This is a genomic window from Rosistilla carotiformis (assembly GCF_007753095.1).
GTDB lineage: Bacteria > Planctomycetota > Planctomycetia > Pirellulales > Pirellulaceae > Rosistilla > Rosistilla carotiformis.
The window spans coordinates 3105737-3125426 of the sequence record NZ_CP036348.1 but is presented as its reverse complement, the minus strand read 5'-3'; the positions used below and the strand labels follow the sequence as shown (position 1 = coordinate 3125426).

At 57.7% G+C, this 19690-nt stretch carries 15 protein-coding genes; 5 read left to right on the top strand and 10 right to left on the bottom strand.

Going from position 1 to position 19690, the window contains the following annotated elements:
* The first annotated feature begins 28 nt into the window (after positions 1-28).
* The 3 genes from Poly24_RS11405 to Poly24_RS11395 are packed head-to-tail and all read left to right on the top strand — an operon-like array spanning position 29 to position 2202.
* Positions 29-940, top strand: coding sequence for a sugar phosphate isomerase/epimerase family protein (locus tag Poly24_RS11405; RefSeq protein ID WP_145094837.1), 912 nt, complete (start codon positions 29-31; stop codon positions 938-940).
* Positions 941-952: 12 nt separating this feature from the next.
* Entirely contained in the window at positions 953-1486 is a 534-nt protein-coding gene (locus tag Poly24_RS11400; protein WP_145094834.1) for a PH domain-containing protein, read from the top strand.
* Complete coding sequence (locus Poly24_RS11395; protein WP_145094831.1) at positions 1483-2202, top strand: PH domain-containing protein; 720 nt, start codon at positions 1483-1485, stop codon at positions 2200-2202. Before Poly24_RS11400 ends, Poly24_RS11395 begins: the two co-directional genes overlap by 4 nt.
* Positions 2203-2294: 92 nt before the next feature.
* On the opposite strand, the gene Poly24_RS11390 is transcribed toward Poly24_RS11395, so the two are convergent.
* The 8 genes from Poly24_RS11390 to Poly24_RS11355 form a co-directional block, all read right to left on the bottom strand.
* Positions 2295-3662 carry an SGNH/GDSL hydrolase family protein gene (locus Poly24_RS11390; RefSeq protein ID WP_231753583.1) on the bottom strand — a complete coding sequence of 456 codons (1368 nt, stop codon included), beginning with the start codon at positions 3660-3662 and terminating at the stop codon, positions 2295-2297.
* A gap of 299 nt (positions 3663-3961) precedes the next feature.
* Positions 3962-5350: a Y4yA family PLP-dependent enzyme gene (locus tag Poly24_RS11385; RefSeq protein WP_145094826.1), complete on the bottom strand. Its 1389-nt coding sequence runs from the start codon at positions 5348-5350 to the stop codon at positions 3962-3964.
* A 104-nt stretch (positions 5351-5454) separates the two neighbouring features.
* Positions 5455-7182, bottom strand: a complete 1728-nt coding sequence (locus Poly24_RS11380; RefSeq protein WP_231753582.1) for an FAD/NAD(P)-binding protein — start codon at positions 7180-7182, stop codon at positions 5455-5457.
* Positions 7179-8255, bottom strand: a complete 1077-nt coding sequence (gene sbnA, locus Poly24_RS11375) for a 2,3-diaminopropionate biosynthesis protein SbnA (RefSeq protein WP_145102812.1) — start codon at positions 8253-8255, stop codon at positions 7179-7181. Before sbnA ends, Poly24_RS11380 begins: the two co-directional genes overlap by 4 nt.
* Before the next feature lie 228 nt (positions 8256-8483).
* Complete coding sequence (locus Poly24_RS11370) at positions 8484-10505, bottom strand: ATP-binding protein (RefSeq protein ID WP_145094823.1); 2022 nt, start codon at positions 10503-10505, stop codon at positions 8484-8486.
* On the bottom strand, positions 10502-11989 hold the full coding sequence (locus Poly24_RS11365; RefSeq protein ID WP_315852237.1) for an ATPase domain-containing protein: 1488 nt from the start codon (positions 11987-11989) through the stop codon (positions 10502-10504). Before Poly24_RS11365 ends, Poly24_RS11370 begins: the two co-directional genes overlap by 4 nt.
* A 679-nt stretch (positions 11990-12668) precedes the next feature.
* Positions 12669-14294: a sialidase family protein gene (locus Poly24_RS11360; protein WP_231753581.1), complete on the bottom strand. Its 1626-nt coding sequence runs from the start codon at positions 14292-14294 to the stop codon at positions 12669-12671.
* A gap of 466 nt (positions 14295-14760) precedes the next feature.
* Positions 14761-15027, bottom strand: coding sequence for a hypothetical protein (locus Poly24_RS11355; RefSeq protein ID WP_145094820.1), 267 nt, complete (start codon positions 15025-15027; stop codon positions 14761-14763).
* A gap of 350 nt (positions 15028-15377) precedes the next feature.
* Here Poly24_RS11355 and Poly24_RS11350 point away from each other — a divergent pair, with 350 nt between their 5' ends.
* Entirely contained in the window at positions 15378-16364 is a 987-nt protein-coding gene (locus Poly24_RS11350) for a DUF1559 family PulG-like putative transporter (RefSeq protein WP_145094817.1), read from the top strand.
* A gap of 165 nt (positions 16365-16529) precedes the next feature.
* The gene (locus tag Poly24_RS11345; RefSeq protein ID WP_231753580.1) at positions 16530-16919 is read left to right on the top strand and encodes a hypothetical protein; all 390 of its coding nucleotides are present in this window, start codon (positions 16530-16532) and stop codon (positions 16917-16919) included.
* 427 nt (positions 16920-17346) lie between these two features.
* Here Poly24_RS11345 and Poly24_RS11340 read toward each other — a convergent pair whose 3' ends face one another.
* Together Poly24_RS11340 and Poly24_RS11335 are read right to left on the bottom strand one after the other, a co-directional pair.
* Positions 17347-18954: a serine/threonine-protein kinase gene (locus tag Poly24_RS11340; protein WP_145094814.1), complete on the bottom strand. Its 1608-nt coding sequence runs from the start codon at positions 18952-18954 to the stop codon at positions 17347-17349.
* Entirely contained in the window at positions 18951-19565 is a 615-nt protein-coding gene (locus Poly24_RS11335) for a sigma-70 family RNA polymerase sigma factor (protein ID WP_145094811.1), read from the bottom strand. The genes Poly24_RS11340 and Poly24_RS11335 overlap by 4 nt, the downstream gene beginning before the upstream one ends.
* Between the last annotated feature and the right edge of the window lie 125 nt (positions 19566-19690).

Sequence of the window (19690 nt, the reverse complement as noted above, 5' to 3'; positions counted from 1 at the left end):
TCTATCCCATCACCGTAATTGATCCCTCATGCAAGTCTCTCGACGCCACTTCTCCGCCACCTGCGCTGCCGCTGGGGCGGCGTTTGCACTGCCTGATTTCGCTCGCGCTGCCGACGGCGGGTTCCAGTTCCGGTACCTGCTCGGTTCGTGCATGTACGGCTACGCTGCCGTTGCCGAGATCTTGCCCGAAGTCGCCAAGACCGGTTCGGTTGCGTTGGACATCTGGCCCAAGGCGCACGGGGATCAACGCGAGCAGTTGGATGCGATGGGGGAAGAGGCGTTTGCCGCTTTGCTGAAACAACATGATGTTCCACTGGGATGCATCACGCAATACAAGCTGGGACCGTTTGGACTGCAGGAGGAGATGCGGCTCGCAAATCGACTGGGCTGCGCGACCATGGTCACCGGTGGTGCGGGTCCCAAAGGTCTGAAAGGGACCGAACTGAAGTCGGCGGTGGGCAAGTTTGTCGAGCAGATGAAGCCGCATCTGGCGGTGGCGGAGGAGACGGGCGTCACGATCGCGATCGAAAACCATGGCAACAATTTGATCGAATCCCCCGATTCGCTGCGATGGCTGGTCGAACTGTGTCCCAGCGATCATCTTGGAATTGCTTTGGCTCCCTACCATTTAGACCAAGATTCCGAAACGCTTGCCGAATTGATTCTTGACCTTGGCGATCGGTTGTCGGTCTTTTATGCCTGGCAATACGGAATGGGCTGCATGAAGAAGCTGCCCAAGCAGCAGGAGTTGTTGCAAATGCCGGGGCGAGGCGAGCTTGATTTTGGGCCGCTGGTCGATGCATTGGTCGAGACTAAGTTCAGCGGCTGGACCGAGATTTTTATGCACCCCGTGCCGCGAGGGATCCCGATCCTCGAAACGACAGCCGAAGTGACCGCCGAGATCAATCGCTCGCGAGGCTATCTCGAAGACCTTTTATAGACGAGGATCGACGTGACCGAATCGCTCCTGCCGACGCAACCCTCCGACGCGACGTTCGACGCGTCGAAGATCACTCGCCCGGACGATTCGCTGTTGGTTTATTACGCGTTGGTTGCGGCGTGCACCGTCATCGGGTTCCCGTTTGTCTTTATTCCACTGTGGATCCGATTCAAGACGCTGCGGTATCGATTCGACGATACCGGAGTCTCGATGTGTTGGGGGTACTTCTTTCGGCGCGAGGTGCATCTCACCTATCGACGGTTGCAAGACATCCATGTCACGCGGAACATCGTCGAACGCTGGATGGGGCTTTCCAAAGTGCCGCTGCAAACCGCTTCGGGAACCGCGGGGGCGACGATGCAGATCGAAGGGATTCGCGATCCCGAACCGCTCCGCGATTTCCTGTACGCGCAGATGCGTGGGGCGCGGAACGATTCGCTCGATTCCGAATCGGTCGATAGCAGCGATCAAGTGCTTGGCGTGTTGACCGAGATCCGCGATGAACTGCGTCGGATTCGCAACGTTCCGGAGGGAGACGACACATGACAGCTCCCGTTCCTCGGTCGGCTCAGTGGCTCTATCGCGGCGTTTGGAGAATTCTCGTCGACTGCTTTCGCGTGCCCGATCACCCGCCGACGCTTCCGGTTTCCGACGGCGGTTTCTATCGCAGCTTTCAACCCTCGCGGCGATTCTTGAGCTACCTGAAGTTCAACTTTTGGGTGATCGCCGCCGTCATCGACCTTGTGATCGCTGTCGCCTTGGGGGCGGTTGCGATCGAAAATGAAAAGCTCGCGTTATTGCTGGCGGTCGTGGCGATTCCGCTGGTCCTCGCCGTGCATCTGGTCGCTTATGTCGCGCTCCATCTTCGCTACGACACAATGTGGTACGTGATCACCGACCGAAGCCTGCGAGCGCGGCGTGGGATCTGGGTGATCTACGAACATACGATCACGTTTGAAAATGTGCAGAACGTCTACCTGCGACGCGGTCCGCTGCAGCATCTATTTGGGATCTCGGAGCTGGTCGTCGAAACCGCGGGCTCGTCGCAGGGGGAGGCCGAGAGTCCATTCGCCAGCGGCAACAAGCTGCTGGTCCAGGGGATCGAAGATGCCGCCGAGATCCGCGAACAGATCATGTCGCGCGTCAGCCAGTCGCGCTCCGCAGGCCTGGGCGATGATCAAACCACGTCGCCGTCGAGTGGCTTTTCTCCACGGCAGTTGGCGATGTTGTGCGAGATCCGCGACGAGATCAAAGCTCTTTGAGTTGAGGTCAACGCATCAAATGCGGCGATGACGATCGCGTCGCCGGTTCCATTGCGGAGATCTACCCGACGTTGATCCGGTTTGCCGCGGGCTCATTCACCAGCGACTTGGCGGATCGCGATCTTGTGTGTCACCGGCTGCATGGCGTCCGCGATCGCATCGGCCAACGGCTTGCGAACCGCTTCGGTTTCCTTGACGGCGGCGGCGAAGTCCTTTTTCCCCTCGGGGCCGTGGAAGATCTTCTTCACCTGCTGCGTTTCATAAGCCTGCTTTTTCGCGACCGCTGCATCGACGCGGTCGAACGATTCGCTGAACGGGTTTTTCGGAAACTCCCACGCCAAGTTGATTCCCTGGGCGAGTTGATCCGCGGTGTAGGTTTGCGTCTGGTCGCCCCAAGTGATCTCCCACTTTGTGCCATCGGCTGCGTTAACCTTCAACAGAAACCGGTTGAGATCTTCGTTGAAGGGAACCAGCGTCATCCCCGATCGAATTGAGTTTTCGCTGTGCAGTGTGCCGCTCGCACAGAAGGGATACCGCGTGCTGGTGACCGTTGCGACGCCGTCGGCATACGCATCGATCGAGTGTCCGCCGTCGGCGGTCGCGGTGTTGCTTTCGGTATCGATCGCGATCGTTCCCAGGTCGCCATCGAGGCCCAACGAACGAAGCATCGACCAGGCCATGATCACTTGACCGGCCCAGCCGGGATGGATCCCATCGCTGCCAGCGACGCGGTAGGGTTTCTCTTCGGTGGCGCCGTGTTGAGCTGGGGCGAAGACTTGGGCTTGCAGCATCGGCCAGAAGATGTCGGCAAAGCGAACTTGTTCGCGCTCCGCCACGCCGATCGCGATGTCTCGCAGGGCGCACAGGTTCAAGTTGTGTTGTTCCAACGTTCCCGATCGGCTCTTGACCCAAGTCGCGATCTTGCCAGCACAGCCAGGCGATCCGACGACAACGCGGACGTCGTTCGCTCTAAATTTCTGCACGATCGCAGTGTAGTGATCCTCGTACCATTGCCCGTTGGTGACGTCGAACGGTCGGTAGCGGGAATCGTTCATGCCGTAAGCCAACGTGGCGATCGTCGGCGAGAAGGTCAGGCAATCCTTCTCCATCCGCCGCAGAAAACCGTCGGTCTTCTCGCCGCTCCAACCGTACTGCCGCGCGGTGATCTGTAGCTCGGGAACGCAGGCCGTCAGATAGGTCTCGATCAGCCGCGAGTACATCTTTTGTTCGGTGATCGAATCACCGCAGATCGCCAAGCGATCCCCTTTGCGTAACAGAAGCTCACCCGGCTGCGGCGCTCGACGAGGGTTAAAACTTGCAAACGCAGGATCGTCCGGTTTGGTCTCGTACAGGTACGGGCCAAGCTCCGGCGGCGCAATCGGTGAGCCAGCGGGCTGCGCACTGACGGACACAGCGAGCAAGGGACAACAGAGGAGACAAAACGCGAACAATCGGAGCATGATGTTTTTCTTGAAATGCGGTGACGAAGCGAGCATGGCCGGCGAGCGAGGCCGCTCAGCGGAGGCAACGCATTTTACACAGCGCAAATGGGGCCGTCATCCCAAACCGGTTGGCCAATCCTTCCATCCATTCGCCCGTTCGACACATCGGGCAACACGATCGCGATCCATGTCGCGGTTGCCAGTTTTCGGCGCCATGTTGAGGACACGAGAATCGGACAGCGACTGGCCGCCTGTGATGGGACAACCTTCCGCATAAAGATCGGCTTCCCGTGAATCATCGAACTAAGAAGTAAACACTAGCTGTCGATTGCATCGATCCGAAATTCGCTTGTCGAGCCTCCTGGCACGATCAGATTGGTTGCCAACGGGAATTGGTGTGAACGACTCTCGAGGAAGTGCATGAAGTAGCCCGCGGTATTCGGTAGGACCACAAGATCGCCCATGGCGATCCCTCGAGGAAATCGAAGTCGACGCAGCGTGATCCATTCCGATTCGGTGCAGTACGCACCCGCGAGATAACCTTCCACCGCCGCACCGTGGGCGGAGTCGCGATTTCCTTCGGAACGCACGACCAGCGGGTCGACGAGAAAGTCGTCGCTGCCCGTTCGGCACTGTGTGCGGTTCATCGCAAGTCCAACGAAAGCATCTCCACTGGGATGACGTTTCACATACTCAACACGCGCGACGGTAACGCCGCAGCCATTTAGAGCGCTGCGTCCCGGTTCGCATCTCAGCTGAAGCGACCGAGCTCGTATCGCGTCGGCGAGGGTTCCCTGTTCCCCCGATTCCGCATCCAGCACCTCCGCCAACCAGTTCACGGCGGTTGGCGATTGGTAATAGGGATAGGTGTTGCGTTGACCGTGCAGATGCCCATCCACGTTGAAAAAACCAAGTCCGTGATTTTGGAAGGTGATCGGTGTGCGATCGCCTAGCAATGCCGATCGATGCGCCGCACCAAACGCGTTCCATTGCGATTCACTTTCCAAATAGCACATCGGCAACCCACCACCGATATCGAGAAATCGAATGTCGTGGCCACGCGATCGAAAATGATCGACCCGCGGCAACATCTGCCGCAGCGCGCTGACGCGGTGGCCACTGCTGTAACCATCCAAGTGAAAATGAAGGCCGATCAATCGAATCGAACCGTTGCCACTGGCGTGCGAAAGTTCTTGGTCGAGCAACGCGATTTGATCGATGTCGAATCCGAAGCGCGAGAACAATTTATCGCCGTCATGTTGAAAGCCGCTGATCCGAATAGCAACCTCGGCATCCGTATCGTATTTGCCCGCAATCGCCTGAACGCGTCGCAATTCGTCGAGGTTGTCGATCGCTATCGGCACGCGGCGGACAACGCAAAGCTCAAGTAGCGATTGCGGCTTGATGGCTGCGGTGCAGAGGATATCCGTAGCCGGAACGCCACGGTCGAGTGTTTGTCGACACTCCGCTTCACTCGCCACGTCGATCCCCGCACCGAACCTTTTAGCAGCATCGACAAATGCCAAACACTTGTTCGCCTTGCGGGCGAAGAACGGCTGAAAACGCACGCCACGGTTGACGGCAACGCAACTGAATTGTTCGAGATTGCGGATCATCGGCGCCACGCAAATCAGGTTCAGCGGTGAACCGAATCGCTCGCAAGCTGCGTGCAGTTGCGACGCGTGATCGGTCATCCATTCAATCATCCACGGCTCTAAGGTCGCATCCAATGGAGGCGTTCCCTGGCACGAGGATCTCAAATCGGTAAGCCGACTCGCTAAGTCAGGCTGTCGTTTTTCCAGAATGTGGTTCATCGGTTTTCCTGCAAAACTTGAATGCGTGTCGCGACATCAGCGGCCCAACGCTGGGGTTGATCGTGGAGCGAGCGGCTGAGTGTATCGTTTCCCAGCACGCAGCCTTCGGTCGCTCGACCGATGATCGCCAAGCCCAAGGTTGGCCGCCCCTTGCCGTCGATCGGACGGCCAAGACGATCGACGAGGATACCCTCACTACCGTGCAGTCGCTGAATTATGTCCGCGTCGAGTAAACCGTGCAGCGGCCCTGAGCGGTGCAATTGGTATGGCGAGGGCAAAACGGCATCGATGCAATGATCGATTGTCACGTTCTCGCGGTCGTTGGCGAGGGTACAAACCGACGACTGGCTTGAATCGGAGGGCCGTGGCTCCGCGGTGAGAAAACGAAGGTCGACAACCCCCGCGTCGACGAGCGCCAACATACGGCCGACGTTGTCAGCTGGAGGACCAAATGCGATCCGTTCCATTTCCGTTGCGACGCGGCGAAACGTCGGCCATTGTTCGGCCGCCAGGCCTCCGTAACTGATCCGGCGAACGAGGGCCGGGTACAGGTTGCGCCAAGCGGCTCCCAATGCCCAGGGGACATCCGGGGCCGCGCGACCCGTCGCGACACGATAGGACTGCCGCATCGCTGCAAGAGACGCTTCGGGTTGCATCGCACCGCGACACCACACGGCGAACCATGATTGCACTTCCGCAGGTGTAACAAATCCTCGACCGCCAAAATGGTTGACCGCCGATGCCGCCGCGCGGGCGATGATTCTCCACAACGCGCTTCGCAGATCGCAGCCCGCGATAGGACTGGGCAGGGCATCGATGGATTCGCAACCGCGACTCCAGATCGCATCCAACGCGACAGGCTGGGGAAAGAGCGATTCGTTAGGCTTAGCCAACATCGGACGACCACTGCGTGAAAACGGAACGATCCGCCGTGGTTCCTCGCCACTGGGAAGGTACCGCCAATTCTCCCCCGATTCGTCAAAGATTCCGCCGCGTCCCATGGTTAGTGCCAACGTGGCGTCGATCCAGGTCAAACCAAAACCACGGATCGCCACCGTTGTTCGCGGCGGGACGGCATGCCGTCCGAGATTTTCGCGAATGGGAAACGCAGGTGGGAACTTCAATGGCGTTGGTTTCGACATCGGTTCGGACGAACGCCAGCCCTCGTGGCCAACGGTCAAAACCAGTTCGTCATATTCTCCGTTGAACCGATCGGTGTGGAGACGCCAACACGTGTCACGGCCCTGGATCTGTGTAACCTTGCAACGGTGTAGCGTCACGTCGGCAAGCGTCCGAAGCTCGGCGTGAACGCTTTGGAAACATTCACGAAGATACGCGCCAACCACCGCACGCGGGATGAAGTCGTTCGGATCGAGGGGAACGGGATGCTCGCGGTTGAACCATCGGACAAGGTTACATCGTTCCGCGTCATCCTCCGAAACGCCAGCCCACGCGTTGATGTGCTTGGCCGCAAAGTTCATTTTCAGATAGTGGGGCTGGCAGGGTGCATAGACGTTTCCCGCACCAGGGAACTCCGTTGGTTCAAAGATGTCGATCACCACCCTTGGCGAACGGGGAAGCTGCCGCAGTTGCTCGCTCAACGATTGCAAACAGTACAGCCCACGGGGACCGCAACCTACGATCGCGATCTTAAAGGATGACGCACGGGACGACTTGGCAGATGCTTCCGCATTGGCAATCGACATTGCCAGCGGCGCATTCATCGCGACCTCGATTCGGTCGATCGCAAGGCGGGCGCCAAGATTCTCGCTTGAACTTCGGCCGCGTTGGTGCCCAGCGCCGACTCAAGCCAAGCGTCGTTAAACACCGTGTCCAAGTAACGCGTTCCTGAATCATGCAGGATCGCAACACATCGTTTGCCGACCAGCGTGGACTGAAGTGAACGAACCACCTCCAGAACGCCCCCAGCGGATCCGCCCACGAGCATCGCTTCCCGTGCGGCAGCGCGTCGACATCCCACAACACAATCGATATCGGAGACGCGGACGACTTGGTCGAACGTTTGATCGCGAGCGAGCGCCGGTTCATGCCCCGCACCGAGCCCAGGTATCAAACGCTCGCCAGGCGAACCGCCAAACAGCACGCTCCCCTGTGCATCGACGGCGACAACCTTGGTTTTGCGATGATGGGCGTGAAGATAGTCGCGACATCCTTGCGCCGTCCCCGTGCTGCTGGTGGCGACAAACAGATAGTCGATTTGTCCGTCGGTATCGCGGTCGATCTCACGAATCGTCCCGACCAAGTGTGCGATCGGATTCTGCCGGTTCGCATATTGGTTGGGCCAATAGCTGTTGGGAATTTTCGCCAACAGTTGCCGCACCCGTTGCAGGCGTGCTGCTAAATAGCTGCCTTCGACAGGTCGTTCCACCCGTACCACTTCGGCGCCCAAGGCCCGCATGATCGCCACGTTTTGTGGCTGTGCGTGGGGATCGACGACACACATAAAACGCAATCCGTGAAAGCGGCAGGCTTGCGCCAATCCGATCCCCATGTTTCCCGAGGAGGATTCGATCACGGTGTCCCCCGCAGAAAGCTGCCCCCGATCGATTGCGTGAGCCAGCATGCGACGGGCGGGCCGATCCTTAGCGCTGCCCCCTGGGTTCATCGATTCCAGCTTTGCATACAGGTCCACCCCGGCATCGTCCAGGTAGCGGCGAAGTTGGACCAAGGGCGTGTTGCCCACACATTCCAGCACGCCGTCGGCGGACCGGACCGATGTGGCTTGGGGGCATTGTTGGGGGACGCGTCGTTTCCGGTCCTGTTCCAGGATCGCCATCTCAATTACTCCGGCAAAGTTAACCCTTCGTTTGCAGGTTAGCGATCCCGCAACGTTTTCGAAGACTTCACCAGAAGCAAACACCGTGCCATCAAGAGTTGACGGCGTCGCAAGCAAGAAATCGCTCGCTTTTTCAACGGTCCCAACGCCCGCGTTCAAGGAACGTCCCGTGCTTGGTCATGGGGCGACCGAATTGGTCGATCAGAGGCCGACACGCCATAGATCAGATCACAGCGGCGGGTTGGCTCGAACGAAGCTGCGGACTTTTTCCAACAGTAGTCCACTGTCGATCGGTTTGCTTAAGTAGTCGTTACAGCCGCACTGCAGACAACGATCCATATCGCCTTGCATGGCGTCGGCAGTCAGCGCGATGATCGGTCCCTTGAATCCAAGCCGCCGCAATTGTTCCGCCGTGCGATAGCCATCCAGTCGCGGCATCTGCATGTCCAAAAGAATCAGATCGACGACGCGGTCGTTGCGGATCATCTCCTGCATCCGGTCGACCGCTTCCTGCCCATCTTCGGCCTCGGTGATCACCGCTCCGGCGTTGGACAGCAGACGCGATGCGAGAAAGCGAATGTCGCGGCGATCATCGACCAGCAACACCTTGCAGGCCAGCGGCGCGTCGTCGGTCGCTTGAACGGTGTGGGGCAGATCTTCAAATGCCCGCAACGGAACGAAGCGCGCGTTGGAGATATCTCCGGGATCGATGGCGACATGAAAACAGCTGCCTTCTCCCGGTTCGCTCTCGACCGTAATTTCGCCTCCCATAATCTTCGCCAAGCGTTGCGAGATCGCGAGCCCCAGCCCCGTGCCACCGAAGGTCCTCGAAACCGACGAATCGGCTTGGCTGAAGGGTTGAAACAATCGATTGATTTGACGCGACGTCATCCCAATCCCCGTATCGGCGACCTCAAAGACGATCCGATTGATTTCACGATCAAACGAGACCGCAAGTGTCACCGAGCCACGATCGGTAAACTTGATCGCGTTGCCGACCAGGTTGATCAAGATCTGCTTGAGCCGCTTGGGATCGGTGTAAATCTTCTCGGGAACCAGTCCGTCGTATTGGACCCGCAGATCGATTTGATTCTCGATCGCGCGGACGTTCATGATGCTTCGTACGTCTTCAATCAAGCGATTCGGCGACAAGGGCTCGATGGCCAGATCAAATTTCCCCGCCTCGATCTTCGACAAATCCAAAATATCGTTGATGATCGCCAGCAAAAATTTTCCATTGCGACGGACGGTATCGATGTGGTCGCGGACGTCGTCGTCTGTGGTGACCTTTTCATCGATCAAATCGACGTAGCCCAGAATGGCCGTCATCGGAGTCCGAATCTCGTGGCTCATATTGGCCAGGAATTCGCTTTTCGCGCGGTTCGCGATCTCCGCCTGCTCACGCGCTTCCAACAAGGCCCGTTCGGTCGTATGACGCTGCGTCACGTCCCAGATAATGCCCGAGTGCCGCATCACCCTTCCCGATTTGCCGCGAACCGGTTCGCCCACGGCGGACAGCCAACGCGCCCCGAGTTCGGGATGCGTGATCCGAAACTCCATCCGCAACTCGGTACCTTGGTCAAACGATGCCTGCCACTGCCTCATCAACTCGTCGCGGTCGTCATCATGCACCCGTTCAAAACAACGATCGGGATCGGGCTTGACCGATTCGTCAAAGCCAAAGAGCTCATAAAACGCAGGGGACCAATAAAGTTCCTTCAGGCTCCATTCCCAAACGCCCATCTGTCCGGCCTGCAACGCCATCCGCAATCGTCGCGCATCGATCGCTGCTGAGTCGACGGCGCGGCGTCGTTCGATCAACAAATCGCGGACGGCGTATTGCCTGCGCCGATCGCGCAGCCGAGCGCGCAACTTGCTCACGAAGACCGCGATCCGCAACGGACAAGGAACCAAGGTGACGTTGCCCAGCGACAACAATTGTTCGACCCGCGACGACGACAACTCCTTCTTTCCCAGCAGCACCAAGACGGGAAAATCAGACCACTCGGGTTGTCGGTCCAGCACGTCCTGGACGCGCTGCATTTCGTCATCGCCCAAGTGGTCTTCGCCCACCAGGCCCACGCCAACTCCCGACGCGATCGCTGTGCACAGTGCATCAATGCTTGAACAAAGCTCGACATCGATCTGCACATCGTCAAGAATCTGCTTGCAAATCTGGGCGTCCTGCGGCGTCGGAGCGAAGATAGCAACCCGTTGGCTGACGTCGCCTTGCGGTGGTTGCAGACTCATTCGGGACTCGATTTTGGTGGGGTCAACAGAACTTCACGCGGACCGATGAACTCCGGCGTTCCCGCCAACACACCGCGAAAGTTGTTCAACGGTTCGCCGATCACAAGCCCCTTGTCGCTTAAGCCGAACTCGCGAATCGTCCGCTCGTGATTCGCGGTACGGTTTTTAACGACGGAGATCGCTCGGTGGATTTCACCGGAGGCTTCAAAGTAACGGAAAAGGATCACCGCGTCAGCCAGATAACTCGTATCGACAGGAGTTCCCATCGCATGCCCCATCATGCCATGTTGGGCAACGACCAAGAAGGTTGCGATTCCTCGCTTGCCTAGATAGTTCAAGATCTCGTGCAATTGGACGACAAGAAATCGCTCGTGTGGCATCGAACTGAGGTAACCATTCAAGCTGTCGATCAAAACGATCGACGCTTCCCGCCCCTGGTTGTCCGGTTCGACCGCCGCCCGAACGTTCAATGCAAATTCGTTCGGCGTGATCTCACCGGCGCGAACATGCTGAATCGAAATCAACCCCGCGTCCATATAGCGCGTCAGTGGAAACCCCAGCCCCTCAGATCGCTTCACCAGCGTTTGATTGCTCTCTTCAAATTCGAATAACACAGCCCGCTGGCCACGCCGGGCCGCTTCGATCGCAAACTGCATTCCCAACGACGATTTCCCCACGCCAGCCGGGCCCAACAACAACGTGCTGGACCCTTCACCGACGCCCCCGCCCAACAGCGTGTCCAGCGTATCGAGTCCGCTGCTGACTTGGCGTCCCAAGAACGACGATGGATTGTTGTCGACGATCGATCGCGGAAACACTTGCATGCCGCCACGCGCCAACCGGAGATCGTGTGCACCCCCGATGAAATCGGAGCCGCGATGTTTGATCACTCGCAAAGACCGCCGTTCATTTCCATAGTCGGTCAAACGTTGTTCGAGTCGAATGACGCCGTGCGCTAAGCTTTGCAGTTGTTGATCTTCGCCTCCGGCAGCCTTATCGTCCAACAATAGCGTGGTGCAACCTCGGCCAACAAAAAATTGTTTCAGCGACAAGATCTGGCGGCGATACCTGAGCGCCCCCTGCGAAAGCAATCGCATTTCCGAAAGCGAATCGAAGACGATTCGATCGGGCTGTAATCGTTCGACCTGTGTTTGCACCTCGCCAACGGTGCTGCTCAGTTCGACCTCCGACGGTTCAAACATTGTGTATTGCGCGTGGTGAACGTCGCGCTCGTGGTCGAGCAATTCGTGGATATGAATCCCGTCCAGCGACCATCCGTGGGACTCAGCGATTCCCAGCAGTTCTTCTTTGGTTTCCGACAGCGTGACGTAAATCCCCGTCCCACCGAGCTCGCGTCCGGCAAGCAGAAACTGTAATCCGAGCGTCGTCTTGCCGCTGCCGGGCGAGCCTTCGATCAAATACAACCGATCGGCCGTCAGACCGCCACATAAGATATCATCCAGCGTCTCGATGCCGGTACTCACCCGCTTCGATTCCATTCTCTCTTCGCCTGTCATCCACGAAATCCTTGTCCGTTGCCAACCCAACCCAAGTCGCCCTGCACGTATTGAACCTTCATACCTCGATAGGCATTGGGGACAACCGCATCATTATGGGAATGCACTTAATATAGTACCTGCCTTTTACGATCGCCTACCGCAGGAACATCCCCATCCAGGCGATCGACTTTTCGCGACGGCAGATCCACGTATGAAAAAAAACAAGTGTGCCCGAGAACCGTGAATCTATCCAAAGCGGTAGCCGCCGGAAACCGTCACTTCCATTTCGCGACCACCGTGAACCGACGCGCACCGTCGCATCGGTCATTCAACTTCCCACTTCACCCTTTTCGTAAACTCCGGCTACAGATTGTAGCCAAGTTCGGAGTCATTCGAACGGTGCTACCGAATCACTGCAGTTCTCCTTCCACGATGGTTTCGCAAACCGAAGCACTTCCATCGATTACCAAGCATGTCTCGGGTTCACACTGGCGATCTGTCGCTGAGCAACCTTGAAAATTCAAGAACACGCTGGGGCACAGGCGAAGTCAAGTCGTGGATGCGGCGCGTGGGAAGTTGCGATCGCCCCGCAGAATCGGGCTCGTGGCCCCATCGTCGTTTTGTGATTCGATCACGGCGCGACAGTGCTGCAAGTCAAGCCGACTCATCGGCTGGAATGTGGTTTCTCGGTCGTTGGCGCCGGGAATTCCGATACCAGAACGGACGTGTTGGGGGCTTCGCCGGAGTAGAAAGCGACGTAATGTTTGTTTCCGATCACCGTGGCGTTTGCGTTCCCCGAATCCCAGGCGATGGGACTTGCGATGGCGATGGCCTCCGATGCGGGCCAATTAAGCGGATGGTCGAACACGATCTCGGGATCGACCACTCGACGCCGCAGGATTCCCCGGCCTCGCTCATAATAATAGTTGCTTAGCAGACCAGTTTCCGCGTCGTGGATCAGGCTAGGCGTGGAGGCATGGACATCGCGGATGTTCGTTTGGGAACGCTTCCAGGTCGCTCCGTAATCGGTAGAGACCAGTTGGAATTGACCTTGTCCGATTTCTGTCCGTCCGACTGCCAGGATCCTGCCATCGCCCAGATAAACCGCCGAGGGTTCAGTCGGCCAGTTTGCTTTGGTCAATCCCGATTCGATGGAGGTCTGCGTCCAGGTCGCTCCATCGTCTCGGCTGGTTAGCGTGCCCCACGATTGCGCCGCTTTGTCGCTGTAGTCTCCCGCGAACCACAGGGCCATCAGCCCAACCGTGGGAACCGCGAAGACGTCCGTAATCTGCATCGGTTGCACCGCAAGATCTGGCGTCGCGACGCGCGTGAAGGTCACCCCATCGGTGGTTCGATAGAGGTCGTGGTTCCAATCCTTCCCGATGCGACGCACCCACAAAAGCATCGCCCCCGTGGAATCGAGCCCCTTGGCAACGGTCACCTCTCCATCTCCCGGCGTGTCGGCGACAGTCGTTTCCGCCGTCCACGTTTTTCCTCCATCGGTGGAAGTGCGTGCGAAGACGGCGCGGACGTCCTCTTTGATCGAATGGGCCGTGCCTCGGCTGTAAACACAGACAAGTTTCTCACCGATGGCTTGGATCATCGGCCACGAATTGTAGCCGCTCACGTCTTGCACGACGTGTGACTCGGCAAGCGCCTTCAGCGGCGTCACCTTAACCGTAGCCAGCCCCGTGGGCCGAGTGAATGAATCGTTAGGATCGCCCGGCTCTCGCTGGATTCGCACCGTCAACGGAGCCTGCGGATCGACTTCGTAATACGACTCCAGCAGGATCGTGCGAGAGTAGAACGGGGCGGCGGGAAGAGCGGTCGGCACGGGTTTGCCTAAAAAATACCGCTCGGTGAACGGGGCATCCTCTACCATCTGGGACAGATGCACCCGATAGACGTCGGAGTAATCGGGGCTCGTCGTCGGATCGGTCGTCGTGACCACAATCTCGACTTTCACGGCGACACAGTCGTTCGGGAAACCGCCGACGACGCCAGAGACCGACTGCCCAGGAGTGCCACCCGATAACGACCAGACAGGAATGTGTGTGGAGCCGCTGGACATCAGGACCAACGAGGGCTGGCCCGTCGCGATCGACATCTCGTTCGCCGTCAGGTAGACCGCGGAACCCGCCGTCCTTTCTCGGCTTCGCGCCACGGTGCCGCGATTTCCTTCGTTGACAACAGCCGCCGTTTGTCCATCTGGCGATTGTTCGGGGTCGCTTGCGGCAAGGCTTGGAACCCACCCGACAAGCAGTGCAGCCGACAGGAGAGAGACTGACATCCTTCGCGTTCGTAGCGACAGCATTATTTCGAGCATAAGAGTTCCGTGGGTGCGGTGGAGGCCCGATACGTGGGTGGCATTCGAAGCTCCTGGACGCATCGACGCGCCATAGCAAGAGCTCCGACTCTGGTTGCGCTGAGCCAACCGCAGGTTTTGTGCGTGATGAATAATTCTAATCAACGCTCGAGCAAACGTTTACCCTGCGTCTCCGAGACCACCTCGAAGAAACCTCCGCAGCATGATCCGAAGCGGTCCCAACTAGCGACGACGGTTTTGCAAACGCATACCGAATAAAAGAGCCATCGGATGATGGCAGCGTTTCCGGATGGGACCGTATCGCATTTCGAATTTCCGGTTGGTTAATTCCACGGACAAAGGAGGAGCCTAGATTTCCAGAGTTCAAGCTGGCCACGGCGAAGCATGCCCAATAGAGTCTCGCACTTTGCCGAGAGGCTAATGCAAGTTCCTACAACGCTGCGATAACGTCATCGGGTTCCGCGCGTTGCCGATATTCTAGATTGACGAACCGCCAGGTCACGACGCCATTGCGGTTCAGCACAAAGGTTGCGGGAATCGGCAGCACGCAACCGTTGCCACCGTTGATTTCTGCCCGATCGCTGTTCCGGTCTTTCCGCATGTGATGAAGGATCCGTTCCAAGACCTTCCACGCGACACCATCATCGGCCGCGACATCTGCGTCTTGATCCGATAGGACCGCAAATTCGAGTCTCACTTGCTCCGTTGGTGCCCGTCGATTCATCGGGCAACTGCGGACTGATTGCAATCAATTCGCAGCCTGACGACGAAGATCCGGCAAGCGCTGCCGCATCGCTCGTAACTGCAAATTGCAGAACAGGCACCTGCTGCCGCGTAGAACGAGACAACGACCGGCCCCTTCGCCAACCACCTTGCAAGCGCAACGGGGGGACACCTCCTTCTAGGCAGTACCACCCAACCAAAAAGATGCATGCTTGTTTGACATCTTACTTTCATTTCTTTACGCTACCTTCACTTCTGGGGTGATTGCCGCATTGCTCGGCAGTGCCCATTCGTTCACGTGTTTGTTTCCGAAAGGATAAAGCGATGAAACACTCTCGACCGATGCGAGTCGGCTTTACACTGGTAGAACTACTTGTCGTTATTGCCATCATTGGAATCTTGGTTGGTCTTCTGTTGCCAGCTGTCCAGGCAGCTCGGGAAGCGGCGCGGCGGATGCAATGCAGCAATAATCTCAAGCAGCAAGGTCTGGCCCTGCATAACCATCACGACACCTACCGAAAGTTCCCCAATGGGGCGTCACGATCCAATGGCCCCAACTGGCGTTTTCACATCTTGCCAGGACTCGAAGAAGAGAATCTTTACGACCAAGTTGATCAGTCCGCCCATGTGTATTCGGGATGCAATTCAAGCAGCAGCTACGGCCAACAGGCGACCGGCAATAATTTGATTTTGATCGACCTGACGGTGCCTACCTATAAGTGTCCCTCGAGCGCCCTTCCATCCAACGAACCGGGAGGCAACATGTGCAATTACGATCGTCTGCAGACCCACGATTACGTCGGCATCAGCGGAGCGTTTCCCGATCCGGCAAATCGCACGAATGTTTGTTCGACCGGAGCTTCATACGGCGTGTATTGCAACACGGGCGTGCTTGTCCCAGAGAAGGAACTCAGCTTCCGCGACATCACCGACGGCACATCCAACGCGATTTTCGTCGCTGAACAATCGGGACGTGTAGGCACAAATGACTATCGCACCAACTATCACGGTGGCTGGCGCGGATGGTCGAGTTCCGGCGACGTGACTACCAAGACAGGGGCCCATCACATCGCCGGCGTCACGACGGTGGCGTCCGTGATCAATGCGAAAACCGCGCAATCCGGTGGCAATACAGTCCCAAAATCGGACAGACCCTATGCCGGCAATACCATTCTCAATTCCTTCCACCCGGGCGGTATCCAAGTGTTGCTGGCAGACGGTTCGGTCCGTTTCTTGGCTGAGACATTGGAATTCACCACGCTCAGCCGACTCTGTGTCCGCGATGACGGCAATGTCCTTGCTGAGTTCTAAACTTTGATTTGCGCGCTGCGGTCGCCGTATCCATTGCGGCGACCCGGCTGCAGTCAATTCATTTCAAATAACACAGCAAGTTCGACAAACAATTCAAGTCAAAGCTCAGGTGATTTTATGGTGGCAGTATGCCCTTCGCGTCGTTCGTCAGCGTTTCTCTACACAGTGATTGTTTGGATCGGGGTTTTACCTTGGGTAAGCGGCTGTGGTAATTCCCCCGTAGATCCGTCGGGGACGATCAGCGGTCGCGTCACCTACGAGGGACAGCCTGTCCAACAAGGGGTGGTCACCTTCTACAGCAGCGAGCTTGGCGTAGGCATTTCCGAAGAGCTCCAGGAAGGTGGGCAGTACAAAACGAATACGCCGATCCCAACTGGCAGCTACGTCGTGACGGTCCTTCCGCCCGAACAGCCGCCGTCGATGGAAGAGGAACTGGTTGTCGAGATCTCCCCCGTGAAAGACATCCCCGACAAGTACCGCGATCCAAGCCAAAGCGGTCTCAAGTTGGAAGTCACCCAGGGTGACAACTCCTTCGATATCGACATGACAAAGTAGCGACACGGCCGATGCTTCCGTCCGGCGAGGCCTTCAAACCGAAGGCCTCGCAAAGCGGCACTCTTCGGTAATTTGCACACAACGATGAAGCCAATCCGGGCAGTCCCACCGAGGACAATGTTCTCGTGTTGAGATCGTCATTTGCCCTGCGGGCGGGCAGGTCCGTGAGGCGTTCACATTGATGGTTGCGATTGCTTCACCGTCGCGTGGCGAGGCATGGGCATTGCCTCAACCACGGCATCGATGCGCCTCTGGCAACGAGACGTTTCATACCGAAACGCCAAAGGCTTTCGGAAACAGAGGTGATCGACGGACCGTTTGTGGCATTTCACTGGCTGTTTTGAAACAACGTTTGGCATGGCCTCAAGTCGAACGCTGATTGTCGTTGAACAACAATGGCGACGCTTCGCTGGGATCAAGCCAGAAGCTACCAGAGCATCACGGCTGCGAATGTGAGAACCGGTCCCGTCAGGGCAAGGCGTTTGAGGGTCCGCCAGCATCGTTGCGACGTTCCGGGTTCAATCCTGCGCCAGTCCGCAAGGTACCAACAGATCGTTTGGGCGCCATATAAAATACTGATCATCAAGAACGTCATTAAACGCACATCGGGATTACGATCGTACCATGACGACGCTCCTGAGACGCCACTGGCAATCATCCATGTGACGCAACACCACGCGATCGTAAGCAGATAGGCGATCCAATATAAACCCGGTGAGAGCCGACGTTGCTGGTTTTGACGCGCCGCCCAAATGGTCCATAACTCGCACGGGATGATCACCAAGCCATGGACGAACAACGATTCAACCATGTCACTCGGATTGAAGACGGATTGACCGTACATCGGAATCGCCACCAAGCCTGCGATCCCAAAGAAAATCCGAGCGCAGACGACAAGGATGATCGCCGCCGACAGATCGGAAACTCGCGCGGGACGTTGGCTCCACCGCCGCAATCGATGCCACGGGCTCTGAGCGCGTGCGGAGATGGCATCCCCCTCCAAAAATCGATGTAGGTCGGCGGCCAGATCCGCACTACGCGAGTACCGATCCTCAGGCACTCTCTCCAGACACTTCATGCAAATCGTGGCGAGATCCTTGTCGATTTCTGGCCGCACCTGCGAAATGGGTACCGGCGTGTCGTTCTGCAATCGCATCAATACCGCCGGATAATTCGACGCTGCAAATGGCGGCGATCCGGTGAGTAGATGGTACAAGATTGCCCCGATCGAAAAGATGTCCGTCGCCTGCCCTGCCTCTCCATCGCCTCCGTGGGCTTGCTCGGGAGACATATACAGCGGGGTGCCCAGCATGACGCTGCTGCCGGTTTCTTTTAGACGCTGATCGATCGAGCATGCCAACCCAAAATCAGTCACCCGTGGGATCCACGGCAGCGAGTTGGAATCGCCGTTCTCGCGGTTGGGAAACAACAGAACATTCGCCGGCTTTAGGTCGCGGTGTAGCACATTGTGCTGGTGGCCGTACTGGACTGCATCGACGACGTCAGCGATCGTTCGCGCCGCAAGTATCGGATCGATGGGGTTGGTTTGCCGCTCGATCCAAGCCCCAAGCGTCTCCCCCTCGCACAGGGCCATCACCAGAAAACTCTGGCCCTGATCGGTCGTCCCGATCTCATAGACCGGAACAATGCCGGGATGATCGAGCGTCGCGACCGCACGCGCCTCGCGGTGCAATCGGCGATGCATTTCGGCCGGGTCGGTGCCATCGACGCGAGCCACCTTGATCGCGACGTCACGGTCCAGTTCGGGGTCACGCGCTTGATAGACCGTTCCCATCCCTCCGCGTCCCAACAAACCCGACACTTCAAAGCGTCCGATCTTCTCGGGCAGAACAGGTTCCGGCGGGGGCACTTCGGCCCGCTCAAAAACGGTATTCAGCAACCGCAGCACACGGGCCGTCTTGGCGTGTTCCTGTTCAAAACGAACGTCAACGGGATCCGAATCCGAAGCGAGCGCACGTTCATATCCGGCTGCACGGCGGGCTTGGTCGTCGACGGCTTTGCGGGAATCGCTCACACGGCACCGTCGATCTGGTGACCAATCGTTTGAATCGCTTCGAACCAGCGACGTCGGCAGGTGGAGGTTGGAAGATTAAGTTCTGTCGCAATCTGATCAAACGTACGGTTGTCGAGATAACGCATCTGTACGATCTGGCGTAGCTCTTCAGGCAATTGTCCGATCGCGCCAAGCAGTTGCGCCACGTCTTCTTTTGCAGAGAGCACCGCACTTGGCGAATCTCCGTCATCTGCCGTTTGGCTCAGACAGTTTTCCCCGTCGGGCAATTCACGCTGTAGACGCCGTTTCTCGGAAACCTTGAACCGACGAATACCTTCGATCAGCTGGTGATTCAAAATCGTTAACAGCCAAGCGTTGAGGAGTTCAGGCCGTTGGCCCCGAAAGTCTCCAAAATCGCGTGTCGCCACCGCGAACGCGTCTTGAACCAAATCGGAGCCCGACATCTTCTTCCGCATCTCTGAATCAAGCTTTGCCCGGGCAACATGAGTTAAAAGCTCACGATGCGGCTCCAGCAATTTCCCCAACGACGCGTCGCAACCAGCGCGTGTGTCTCGCAGCAGTCGCTGGAATTCATTGTCGGTTAGTGGCGATCCATCGGCAGTGGTGCTCATGCGACTGACCTCTGACAAGTCGTTCGTATTGCTCGGGTCACGAAATCGGTGGTGCTGACTTGCATGTACGTATTTCAACCTAACCGCACGCAAACCACCATACTGCACGCAAGTCCACCCTTGCG